Annotated in this window: 10 protein-coding genes; 5 read left to right on the forward strand and 5 right to left on the reverse strand. The window is 38.6% G+C overall.

Going from position 1 to position 12,330, the window contains the following annotated elements; all coding sequences use genetic code 11:
* Positions 1 to 98 precede the first annotated feature (98 nt).
* Positions 99 to 1,556, forward strand: a complete 1,458-nt coding sequence (locus GYM76_RS03845) for a hypothetical protein (RefSeq protein WP_220225960.1) — start codon at positions 99 to 101, stop codon at positions 1,554 to 1,556.
* Between the two features lie 200 nt (positions 1,557 to 1,756).
* Here GYM76_RS03845 and allD read toward each other — a convergent pair whose 3' ends face one another.
* The 5 genes from allD to allC all read right to left on the reverse strand — a co-directional run bounded on the left by allD (position 1,757) and on the right by allC (position 7,095).
* On the reverse strand, positions 1,757 to 2,806 hold the full coding sequence (allD, locus tag GYM76_RS03850) for an ureidoglycolate dehydrogenase (protein ID WP_220225961.1): 1,050 nt from the start codon (positions 2,804 to 2,806) through the stop codon (positions 1,757 to 1,759).
* A gap of 23 nt (positions 2,807 to 2,829) precedes the next feature.
* Complete coding sequence (locus GYM76_RS03855) at positions 2,830 to 3,726, reverse strand: carbamate kinase (protein WP_220225962.1); 897 nt, start codon at positions 3,724 to 3,726, stop codon at positions 2,830 to 2,832.
* A 20-nt stretch (positions 3,727 to 3,746) separates the two neighbouring features.
* On the reverse strand, positions 3,747 to 4,526 hold the full coding sequence (gene allE, locus GYM76_RS03860) for a (S)-ureidoglycine aminohydrolase (protein ID WP_220225963.1): 780 nt from the start codon (positions 4,524 to 4,526) through the stop codon (positions 3,747 to 3,749).
* Positions 4,527 to 4,635: 109 nt separating this feature from the next.
* Positions 4,636 to 5,856 carry an MFS transporter gene (locus tag GYM76_RS03865; RefSeq protein ID WP_065733976.1) on the reverse strand — a complete coding sequence of 407 codons (1,221 nt, stop codon included), beginning with the start codon at positions 5,854 to 5,856 and terminating at the stop codon, positions 4,636 to 4,638.
* A gap of 12 nt (positions 5,857 to 5,868) precedes the next feature.
* On the reverse strand, positions 5,869 to 7,095 hold the full coding sequence (gene allC, locus GYM76_RS03870; protein WP_220225964.1) for an allantoate deiminase: 1,227 nt from the start codon (positions 7,093 to 7,095) through the stop codon (positions 5,869 to 5,871).
* A 398-nt stretch (positions 7,096 to 7,493) separates the two neighbouring features.
* On the opposite strand from allC, the gene fdrA reads away from it, so the two are divergent.
* Genes fdrA through allS form a run of 4 tightly spaced genes read left to right on the forward strand, consistent with a single transcriptional unit; the run spans position 7,494 to position 12,289 of the window.
* The gene (gene fdrA, locus GYM76_RS03875) at positions 7,494 to 9,161 is read left to right on the forward strand and encodes an acyl-CoA synthetase FdrA (RefSeq protein ID WP_220225965.1); all 1,668 of its coding nucleotides are present in this window, start codon (positions 7,494 to 7,496) and stop codon (positions 9,159 to 9,161) included.
* An 11-nt stretch (positions 9,162 to 9,172) separates the two neighbouring features.
* Positions 9,173 to 10,432 (forward strand): DUF1116 domain-containing protein, encoded by a 1,260-nt coding sequence (locus GYM76_RS03880; RefSeq protein ID WP_220225966.1) that lies wholly within the window; start codon positions 9,173 to 9,175, stop codon positions 10,430 to 10,432.
* A 3-nt stretch (positions 10,433 to 10,435) separates the two neighbouring features.
* The gene (locus GYM76_RS03885) at positions 10,436 to 11,362 is read left to right on the forward strand and encodes a DUF2877 domain-containing protein (protein WP_220225967.1); all 927 of its coding nucleotides are present in this window, start codon (positions 10,436 to 10,438) and stop codon (positions 11,360 to 11,362) included.
* 3 nt (positions 11,363 to 11,365) lie between these two features.
* Positions 11,366 to 12,289 carry an HTH-type transcriptional activator AllS gene (gene allS, locus GYM76_RS03890; RefSeq protein ID WP_065562976.1) on the forward strand — a complete coding sequence of 308 codons (924 nt, stop codon included), beginning with the start codon at positions 11,366 to 11,368 and terminating at the stop codon, positions 12,287 to 12,289.
* Positions 12,290 to 12,330: the final 41 nt, after the last annotated feature.

Genomic DNA, 12,330 nt, shown 5'->3' on the forward strand with positions numbered 1-12,330 from the left:
GCTTCTTTTCTTTTTATACATAAATGTTAATGAGTTAGTGTGAAAATATATATAAATCATGATATTAATCATAATATTAATTAGCAAGGATGCCAGCTATGCATTATAATTTCAAACAAAAACAGCACAGGTCAATTTATCATTTAAATTCATTTAATTTTAGCATTCAACGCTTATTTCGTGGTTTCAAATTATCCCTGCAAATCTTTTGTGGGTTGAGCATTTTGATCTCTTTTTCAAGCAATGCATTGATCGCTAAAACCCAAAATGAAATTAATGGTCATGCACCATATTTAACTTTCGACGGAGGTCAAACTGAGGCGGTTGACGCTAGTGATCTGCTCTGGATTACTTTATCCAATGGTGTTAAATACACGCCTTCAACTAATATCTCATCCCCTTCTGTACCAATCGTGTTGCCTGTTGAAGGGCAAAGTTTTGCGGATATTAACATGTTGGTTCCAACTAACAATAGCGGTAATTACTTCGATATTGAAGGTCTTATTGGTTCATCTTATGATTATTTTTATTTTAAGGATAATGATGGAGATGAAGTCAAGGGTATTAGAGGAAGTATATGGTTATCTCTCTTTGATAGAAAGGGTGCTTATTTATCGCGCAATACAGTGCTAAATGTTTGTGATGCACCTTATAAGATTACGTTAAGTAGTTATAATATCCAATTGTATACTCGTTATGGTATTCCTAATAAAAGTAAAATTTATAGTGATAGTAGTGTGAATTATTACATTAGTCCTAAGTCTCCGCCTGTGGTTTGTTTGGTGAGCCCTCAAACGACTTTCGATGTAGTATCAACTGCTGCTCCCGATACGATGTGGATCTCAGGCAAAGGTTTTCTTCCTCAGTCAACTGATCCATCACGTTATGGTTTAAACTTTCCTACCACTGGTATGAACAATATCTACTTTGACTTAATTATTAATGGAGTTTATCAGGCGTTGTCCTGGTCTCCTGTTTCTCAGGGTGGTATCACTGCAACTATGAGCAATTCTACAGCCAACAGTGTACACGTTACTTTAACTGGTCCTTTTGCAACTGAATCCCAAAAAAACTCAACCAAGCCTGGTCGTATTCTCACACCTTCTTTGCCTCAGACCTTCGAGTTAGTTGGAAGAGATAGTAGAGGTAATGCAGTCCTTAAATATGGATTTACGTTAAAGCAGTGGTTCATCCATCGTAATAATAAAGATTACACTTATCCTAAAAGTTTATCTTGGTGTAATCGTATTGGTTATCGGCTTGCAAAAGTAAAAGATTTAACAAATGCAACTCGTCCAGATCGTCCAGGTGTATACATACCTAGTGCTACACCTCATTCACCTTATAGGGGGTACATGCGTCATATTGGTGGTGGCTTTCTCGCGGAGTGGGGCGATGTGCATCATTACATAGGAATTGACACATTCGACAGCTATGATTTGTGGACTAGCGATCGGTATGGTAACGAACAGTTTATCGTGCGTACACTTAGTGGTGAAGTTGATTGGATAGGTCAAACGGGTTACCCAATCTATGGGCTTTGCGTCTCCCATTAGTTCTTATTTCTTCGTGCTTAATCCTTAGGCCTAGGATTGGAGTATTAAGTTATTAAAAGTAAGCTAATAATCAACGTTGCTGAGCCATAAAAAGCGATTTTGTGGCTTAGCGACGCTACAATTACCCGCCTAGGCGGGTTTATTTTTGCGGTGTTTTATCGTAAAAAAAGTTGAGGAGCGGGGTTTTTGAAACCTTGATATTATTCGGCAAATTTATTTTTATGATCATAACGATTGTAATGAATATCATCACTAATTAAATAATTATAGATATCATCAACTATCTCTATGCCATTTTTTAAGTAATCGGCTTCACGTTTTTTGCTTCTTTCGCCTGGAAAGAAGATTTCACTATTGCCTTTGGCTGGTTTGGTTTGTTTTAGTTGGTCAAGCATAGCTGACATGGTTTGTTTAAAGATTTCGAGTCCAACAAAGTATTGTGGGTTGATTACAATATGCAGATGACCAAGGTTGCGCCCTTGGGATAGATCCGCATACATTGATGAAACGTTTTTACCAAATGGTAAGCCAAGTAATATGCCTGAAAGTACATCGACCATCATCATTAGACCATAACCTTTGGCGTCGGCTATTGGTAGTAGGGCGTTTACTTTGTGGGGATCGGTTGTTGGTTCACCATGTTCATCAACCGCCCATGTTGGTGGAATGGAGGCGCCTTTTGATCTGGCGTATAAGACTTTTCCCCAAGCTTGGACAGTGGTTGCCATGTCAAATGAGACAATCCTTTCGTCGTTCGTTGGTGCTGCAAATGCGATTGGGTTGGTTCCAAAAAATTCTTCCGCGCCACCATATGGAACAGCCATTGGGTCAGATTGGCACATGGATATGGCGACTAAGTTTTGTTTAGCTGCCATTTCGGTAAAGTAACAAAGCGAGCCACTATGTGACATTCGACGAATTCCGACTACGGCAACGCCATTTTTCTTCGCCATTTCTATGGCTTTGTCCATACCAACTTTAGCGGCAACTAATCCGCATCCGTTATCAAAATCTAATATTGCTGATGATGAACCGGTTTCTTTATAGGTGACATTGGGGGAGTGAGTCATGCCTCCTTTTGCAATGCGTTCAGCATAATATTCAACGCGTACAGCGCCATGCGAGTGGATGCCTCGTGCATCGGCAAATGCAAGCGTATCGGCAGCAATATCGGCGTGCTCTTGAGTTAATCCAGCTTTATGTAGTTTTTTGGCAATTAAGTTGTGTAGTGTTTGTCTGTCTAGTCTCATTTTATCACTCCTATCTATAGTCGCTATTTGGTGATGATAGTGCCTTTTGTTTGTGCTAATAGCGCTTCGATATCTGTTAAGTTGCCTATATAGGCGGTATTGCCAGTTTGTTCGACAAATTCAATAACGGATTTGATTTTTGGTCCCATAGCACCATCATCGATTGCCATTGGTTGTATTCGTTTGGTATCAACCTTGCCTAGAGCGGTTTGCTCAGGTGTGCCCCAGTTTTCATATACGGCGTCAGTGTCGGTTAATATCATTAAGTGGTCAGCCTTTAGTTCGATTGCCAGTTGGGCGGCGCTATGATCTTTGTCGATAACCGCCTCGATACCTTTATAACCCGATTTGTCTTTTATTACGGGAATTCCACCCCCACCATTGCAGATGACGATGGTATCTTGGTTAATTAGCTCTTTGATGGTATTAAGTTCGATAATTTTTTTTGGTTTTGGGGATGGAACAACGCGTCTTAGGTATTTGCCATCTTGTTTAAATTGCCAACCATATTGGGCTTGTAGTTTTTGTTGTTCTTCAGGTTGATATACCGGACCTATAAATTTGGTTGGATCTTTGAATGATGGGTCGTTGCTGTCAACTTCGACTTGTGTTAATACGCAGGTAACTTGGTTGACATATTGCTGTAAGCTTCGCTGTATCATATACCCTAACATGCCTTGTGTTTGAGCAACAAGGACATCGAGCGGGTAGGCGGGTACGCTTGGGTAGCTGGCATTTTGTAGAGCAAGTAATCCAACTTGTGGTCCATTGCCGTGAACAATAACAAGTCGATATTTATTGGCTAATTTGGCAATAAATTGGGTCGTGCTGTTGATGTTTTGGTATTGGTTGTCAATAGAGAGTAATTCATTTCGTTTTGAAATCGCATTACCACCTAATGCAATAACTATTAGTTCCATACGGTGTCCTTTATTTTTGTTTAGATGTCCACATCCCGATGACAATCTTTTGAGTAGATATAACTCAGTGGTTGTTGGCCAACAGCGTAACACGCTTGTAGCGCATAGGCTCCCATAAAGATGTAGTCGTCTTTTTTAACCGGTATCCACTGGTTATCAAGTAGGTACATACCTTCACCACTAAGTAAGTAGGCGCCATGTTCTTGTACATGGGTTTCGATATAGCCATGACTTGCACCCGGTAGGAAGGTAAGAATATGGAAGTTCATATCAAAACCGAGTTCTTTGGGGAGAAGGTCTTGAATAAATACGTTATCCATATTTTCATAATTCATGCGTTCTAGTTGTTGAATATGATTAGCAATCACACGTGTTTGATAACCGGAAATAGGGTTGTAGCGACGTTTGTACAGGAATAAGCGTGATGAAGCGGTCATATTTTGTAAATAGAGTTTAACCCCAGCGGGGCAGTAGATGTAGCCACCAGTTTGTAAACGGTGTGATTGGTCATTGGCTTTTGCGTTGACGTCACCTTCTATCACATAGGCAAATACTTCAATATCATCATCCCCAAATCCTTGTAAGTTTTGACCACCTTGGTGCATGGTGACAAGGTAATCGACAAAGGATGCCCCCAGTTTAGGTGTGGCTAAGATGGTGATGTCACAATTTTCAAAACCGGGAATGATATTTTTAACTAAGCCATCAGGCGGTATTAAGGCAAAATTATGACGTTTGATTATCGCGCGGGACGCTAATAGGTCTTTTGGGTAGCCGATGTTGTTATTGATATATCCCATAATGATCTCCTTGGAACATATGCTTTAGATTTAGGCAAGGTTTGCCGTGAGTACTACTTTTTTCGACTATTTATCAAATATCGATAAATAGTCGATGCTTTTGCGTGAATCAGTTGGTTATGTGTTTACGCAAATTAATTAAAAAGAATAATGCTGTTGCAATAACTAAGATTGCAATAGCCACATAGAACCCCGTAATTTTGGTTCCTGTTATATCCGCTAATAATCCAGTTAATGGTGGTGCTATCACTGATGAGCTCATGCCAAAGAAGTTAAATACACCAAATGCTGTGCCGTAACTGCTTTTTGGGGCAATTTCAGCCACGTGAGATATTAGAATCGGTTCAACAACAAACTTGCCAAATAATCCATAGAGGATTAATCCCATCAGTAATAAGGTGATGGTGGATGATTGGACTGCCATAAATAGTGTTCCGGCTGAAAGCAGTTCTAATACGATAATAAAGAATAGTCGTTTAGCACGAAATTTATCCGAGATTTTACTGATGACAAGTGCGCCAGGAATAGCGGCGAATGCGACTAAAGATGATGCAGAGCCAATGCTTCCGCCAGTAAAGCCTCGTTCAGTTTCAAGAAAGTTGGGTAACCAGCTTACCACCATGTAATAGCCATAGCATGTTGCAAAGTACATTATGTAACAAGCAACCATTGGGCTACTAAAGAAGTTATGTTTTTCTTTCGGCGCCGTTTCCGTTTTCTGTTTTTGGGTGATAACGCTTTTAATCGATGGCTCTTTAATGATAATTGCAAATCCAGCAATTAAGCAGAGTGTTAGAGCCGCAATAATATAGAGCATATATTGCCATGGCATATCCAACGCTTTAACTAGGAAGCTAGTGGATAATAAGCAAACACCCATACCTAACGCCGCGCCAGTATTGATAATGGCAGAGGCGAAGCTACGATTTTCAGCTGGAATATTTTCGGCTGATAGTGACCAAGCCGAACCATAGTAAGAACCACAACCAAGACCCGCCAGTAAGCTACCAATATAGATCATCATCATTGAGTGTGCATTACCAATCATGATAGCGGCAATGGTAAAGAGTATGAAGCCAGGAATCACCACGGCTTTTTTACCATATTTGTCAACTAAGATCCCAGCTGGAATTTGCATTAAGGTGTAGGAAAAAAAGTAACAGCTAGCAATTAAGCCCAGTTCAGTATTTGATTGAGGTCCTACAGTTTGTTGAATTTCAGGAAAAATCGCTGCTAATACGGGGCGATAAATCCACATCACTAACCAACCGAGGAATAATAAAGCGACGATTTTATGCCAGTACTGTATGCCACCTTTTTTTTCTGTCATTTTAATTCCTTATTATTCTTGATAAGCCAATTGGTAAAGGGCATAAGTTAATGCTTTTATTCCTTCAACTAAGTCTTCAGTTTTGGTATCTTCAGCAGGGTTGTGGCTGATGCCTTTGATGCTTGGTACAAATAACATGGCGGTCGGTACTCGTGGTGCAAAAATTTGTGAGTCGTGACCGGCACCACTATGCATTACGCGATAACTTAGTTTTTCTTGGTTGCAGATGTTTTCGAGCATTTTTATGAGTTTGTCATCCATTGGAATTGGGGCTTCATCCATCCAACGATTTATTTCGATCTCAAGGCCCAGTTCTTTGGCGATGCGGATCATGTCAGCTTCAATCTCTTCGGTAAAGCTTTTAAGTTCTTCTTGGTTAGTGTGACGACAGTCTATTGTGAACATCACTTCCCCCGGAACGACATTAACCACATTGGGTTTTGGTTCAACATGACCGAAGGTTAATACTAATGGATCACCCACTTTAATTGCTTTGTTAATGGATTCGTTGCAAATTCGGCTAAAAGCGTAGATAGCATCTTTACGGTAACTCATTGGTGTGGTGCCCGCATGATTTGCTTCACCCATTAAGCGGATGTTGTAACGACGTTGTCCAACGATGCTGGTTACAACACCTATGCTTTTTTCTTCCCGCTCAAGTACGCCTCCTTGTTCAATATGTAACTCTAAAAAGGCTTTGATATCGGAGCGTGCTTTTTGGGTGTTAAATTTAAATCCGCAGTTTTTCATTGCATCGACAAATTTAATGCCATTGTTGTCTTCGATATCGGCAACATCATCATTGTTGGCGATGGCAAATACGTTTTTGCTTCCCCAAAAGACATAAGGAAAGCGACTGCCTTCTTCTTCTGCCATGGAGATAAGTTCTAAGGTGCGTAATGGTTGGCCGTAGTTCTCTTTTAGGTATTTCATGGCAAGCATAGCTGCAATGATGCCAAGTTGGCCGTCAAGTTTGCCACCATTAACAACGGTATCAACATGCGAGCCAGACATGATGACTTGTTCTTTGTATTTACTGCCTTCAAATCGACCATATAAGTTACCAATATCATCAAAATAGGTATTCATGCCAATTTGTGAGAGTTTTTCTTTAATTGCATTTTGGGCAGTAAGCCATTGTTCAGTATAAAGTAATCGAGTTGTTCCGCCTTGTTCTAAACCACCAAAGCTCGATATCCATTTAACTGCATTAGCAACATCATCATATAAAATATTCATAAATATTTACCTGCTATTTAAAACTCCATCATCGTTAACATTTTGCTTTTAATGTTAACCGCACATATCGTGTCGATACTACGGACCATTTTAAATGTTTTTTTTGTTTACCATACTATTAATATCAAATAATAATGTGATCAAACTAGCTTTTTTATATTTGTGAAATTTAATTAAATTAAGTAGTTATTATTATAAAAAATTTTTTAACAATCTTTTATAATACTGATTTTAAATAATATTATATTTTTGATATCGTTAATGTTTTGTGATGTATAACCTGCTTATTGTTTATTTTTTCCGTAATATATAAATATAATCTAACTATTAGATTTTTTTAATGAGCTTAATGAGGTTCAAAGTTAACAGTATTTATCCTATTTGAGGGGCCTATTCTCATGATTCAATCTTTTATAAAAAAGGGAAGCTTTCAAGATTCTGTTAGTTTGATGTTGATATCAAAAAAACTGAGTAATCTTGATGAGGTTGATGAAGTATCTGTCATGATGGGTACTCCTGCCAATAAATCTTTATTAACCGCAACAGGTTTTTGGAGTGATAGTTTTAATGATGCAACGCCAAATGATATTTGTGTTGCGATTAAAACCAAAGATGACTCTAATGATGTTGTCGAGTTGATTAGTCAACAACTTGAGGATGCACTAAAAAATATCGCTCAAGCTCAGCAAGGTGGTGCAAAACTACTTAAAGCAAGGCGTTTAGCTAGCGCAACGAAAAAATTACCTGATGCTAATTTAGTGTTAATTTCGATTGCTGGGGAGTACGCTGCTGAGCTAGCCGATCAAGCTTTAGACGATAATAAAAACGTGATGATTTTTTCTGATAATGTGTCAATCGAAGATGAAATCCGTTTAAAAACTAAAGCGTCTAAAAAAGATTTAATTGTGATGGGCCCCGATTGTGGGACGGCCTTTATCGCGGGTGCACCCTTAGCGTTTTCTAATGTTATTCCTAAAGGGAATATTGGGGTAATTGGGGCGTCTGGTACGGGTATTCAAGAAGTGGTTTCACAAATCGCTCTATTGAATCAAGGTATTACGCAAGCTATCGGTTTGGGTGGGCGTGATTTGTCGCTTGAAGTCGGGGGGATTAGTGCTCTTACTGCCTTAAATATGCTCGCTGCCGATGCTGATACACAAGTGATTACCTTTATTTCTAAACCGCCAGCAGACAGTGTGCGGGAAAAAGTGATTTCAGCCATGAAGTTAATCCCTAAACCGGTGGTGGCTTTATTTTTGGGCTCGAAAATCGATAAACCTCAAGACGATAATATCTATTTTGCACGAACATTAGATGAAGCAGCTCGATTAGCCTGTTTATTAAGTCCAGTTGAAGCGATTGCGAATAAGTTGCCTAATTTAGCCAATAAAACGATTACAGGATTATATACTGGCGGTACCTTAGCTTCAGAAGCGGCGATGTTGCTTGCTCAAGAACTAAATCTCACTACCAGTCATCATCATGATAAAGGGATTATGTTAGATCAACAGGGGCATAAAATTATTGATTTAGGTGATGATTTTTACACTGTAGGTAAACCTCATCCTATGATTGATCCATCTATTCGCGAAGATAAAATCGCTCAGCTTGGTGAAAATCACGACGTAGGTGTATTACTTGTTGATTTGGTTATTGGCTATGGCGCAAATGCCAATCCGGCTGAGTCAGTTATTTCAGGTTATCAAAAAGCCTGTGCTAAACGAGGTGATAATCATCCATTGATAGCTATCGCTACTGTGACTGGTTCAGAGCAGGATCCGCAATGTCGTAGTAAGCAAATTGAAGCGTTAGAATCAGCGAATATTGTTGTAATGAATAATTTACCAGAAGCTATTTTGTTAGCTAAAAAACTGATTACACCGCTTAAATCAAATAATTTCATTAAACCATATCCTTTATTAAGCCATATTAGTGTGATTAATGCTGGTTTAAGAAGTTTTGCTGAAGATCTTCAATCATCGAATATTCCTGTTGTGCATTATCAATGGGCGCCAATAGCCGGCGGTAATAAAAAATTAGCGGCTATTTTGCAAAAATTAAATTAAGAGGTTTTGATATGTTACGTACTGCAATAAATGAAGCAAACCAAAAAATTATTGAACGAATTAAAGCTGCTAGACCTCATTGGGTAGGCGTTATATCCGCTAAAGAAGCTGTACCAACCTTGGCACAAGGTAAAAAATTACTTCACGCCGGACCACCGATTGTTTGGCATGATATGACTGGGCCAATGCAAGGTGCTTGTATTGGTGCTTGCTTGTTTGAAGGATGGGCTCAAGATGAGAAGCAAGCTTTACATTTGTTAGAGTCAGGTCAAGTTGAATTTATCCCTTGTCATTCTGTTAATGCAGTTGGTCCAATGGGAGGAATTACGTCAGCCAATATGCCAATGATTGTGGTTGAAAACATTACCCATGGTAATCGTGCTTACTGCAATTTAAATGAAGGTATTGGTAAAGTGATGCGTTTTGGTGCTTATGGTCAGGAGGTTTTAGACCGTCATCGTTGGATGAAAGAGTCGTTAGGGCCAGCTTTGAATGATGCATTAAAACTGTTTGATAATGGTATCGATTTAACCGCTTTGATGGCACAAGCTATTACAATGGGTGATGAATTCCATCAACGTAATATTGCCGCTTCAGCACTATTATTAAGAACGCTTTCACCAAAATTAATTTTACTTGATCGTAGTAAAGCGGAAATGGAGAAAATCTTTAGCTTTTTAAGCGTGACAGATCAGTTCTTCTTAAATGTTGCTATGGCATTTTGTAAATCAATTATGGATAGCGCAGCGCAAATTAAAGAGGGATCTATCGTTACAGCAATGACGCGTAATGGTAAAGAATTTGGTATTAAAGTCAGTGGTCTTTGCGATCAGTGGTTTACCGCGCCAGTTAATACTCCACAAGGCCTATTCTTTACTGGTTATTCACAAAAAGATGCAAACCCAGATATAGGTGATAGTGCTATTACTGAAACCTTTGGTATAGGCGGGGCGGCTATGGTTGCAGCGCCAGGGGTAACTCGCTTTGTTGGTGCCGGTGGCACGGATGTTGCATATGAAGTATCTGAAGAGATGAGTGAAATCTATTTAGAACATAATATGTTATTCCAAATTCCTACATGGAATTTCCAAGGATGCTGTTTAGGCTTAGATCTTCGTTTAGTTGTCGAAACCGGGATCACGCCATTAATTAATACTGGTATTGCCCATAAACAAGCAGGAGTGGGCCAAATTGGTGCAGGTACAGTTAGAGCACCGTTAGCTTGTTTTGAAAAAGCACTCGAGGCATTAGCAAAAAAATTAGACGTATAGGCTATGAGTTTGATGTATGTAGATGATGAATGCTTAAATAAGTCGCTAAATAATCAGCGACTTACTATCCCCGCTTTTGATTATTTGCAAGAGCGTGGTTTGTCGCAAGCATCTCATATTATCAAACCACTTTTAGTTAGTGCGGATGTTCCGATAAAAGCGGGTGAGTTGTCGCTCTTTAGTACTCATCAGCAAACGATTAATTTAATCAATGATGATCAGCAATTAATTACTATACATCGTTATAACAGCGGTTTGTCGCCCATGGGCATAGTACTTAAATCGTCTGATTTTGATTATGTTTTGTCGTTAGGTAGTGATTTATCTATTTATCAATCGGCAACGGGTGATTTGCAAGTTGGGATTTTTTTAATTTCACTTGATACGCATGTTTGTCAATTAAATATAAAAAAACATTCATTAGTTAATAAATCACAAATTGCTAATCTATTGAAAGAGATAGAAAATCCTACCGGCTTATTTGGTAAATTAAGTGACAATTTATCTGGTCAATATCAACTCGAATTATTATGTAATACCATGACTAATTTGATGAATGGTAAAGCAGATGATATTACGTCGTTTATTGGCTTAGGACCGGGTTTAACGCCAAGTTTTGATGATATTATCGTGGGGATGTTGGCGGTTATCTCAAGCGATTGCCGTTTTGACAATCAAATTCGACAGCTTAAATTCGCCTTTGAGCGTTTGTCATTACATTTGTTAACCACAACTGTTAGTGCTAGTTTTTTGACTTATGCACTTCAAGGTAAATTTTCGTTGTTGGTGCTACAAGTGATTAATTCATTTGCACAACATAAATATCACCATTCATCAATAAAAAATTTATCGAATTATGGTCACACCTCTGGATCCGATCTCTTACTTGGTATATGGTTAGGTATTGATCGTTTTGTTTTAAGGGATTAAATCGTGCTAGATACAGAAACCATGCGGACCTTTATTAAAGTAGTTGAGAGCAATAGCTTTTCAAAAGCGGCTAAGCTACTTTACAAAACACCAGCAGCGATTAGTTATCGTATTAAATCATTGGAAGCCGATCTTAATACTCAACTTTTTGAACGAACCACACGGACTGTGACACTAACGCTGGCAGGGCAACATCTTTATGAGCAATGTAGCCAATGGTTGCTTTGGTTATCAACCATGCCTGATGAGTTACAACAGATTCGTGATGGTGTTGAGCGAAAAATTAATATTACCATCAATAATCTGCTCTATGATGTTGAGGCGGTAGCCGATTTGTTGACGTTTTTAAAAGAAAAATTCCCTTTTACTACTTTCAATATAAATCGACAAGTTTATATGGGAGTGTGGGATTCGTTATTGCATGGTGAGTGCCATTTAGCGATTGGCGCAACAGGCACTGAATCGCTTGATACGATGATTAATATACTACCTCTTGGTGAAGTAAGTTGGGTGTTTGTGGCAGCCAAAAATCATCCGATCACCCAAATTGATGGGGCGTTATCTAATGATACTTTACGTAAGTATCCGGCAATTAATGTTGAAGATACCTCTGTGCATATGAATAAACGAGTGGCTTGGTTATTACCAAGTCAATCTGAGATTATTGTGCCAAATATTACCACTAAGTTGGCTTGCCATTTAAGAGGATTAGGTATTGGTTTTTTACCCAAATCAATCTGCCAATCTTATTTAGATTCAGGTGAATTGATTGCCTGTAAAGTGGTTAATGAACGTAAGCCATCGCCATTGTCATTAGCATGGAAAAAATCGCATATGGGCAAAGTGATGAATGAAATTGTTAATCTGTTTAAGTTTCATCATCCCATTGCCAATAATTTTTTGAAAAATATAGATAAGAGAAGATGAGTTAGTGTAATCTTCAAACAATTAACTCGATATTAATAAAG

Source organism: Gilliamella sp. ESL0443 (assembly GCF_019469165.1).
GTDB classification, from domain to species: domain Bacteria; phylum Pseudomonadota; class Gammaproteobacteria; order Enterobacterales; family Orbaceae; genus Gilliamella; species Gilliamella apicola_E.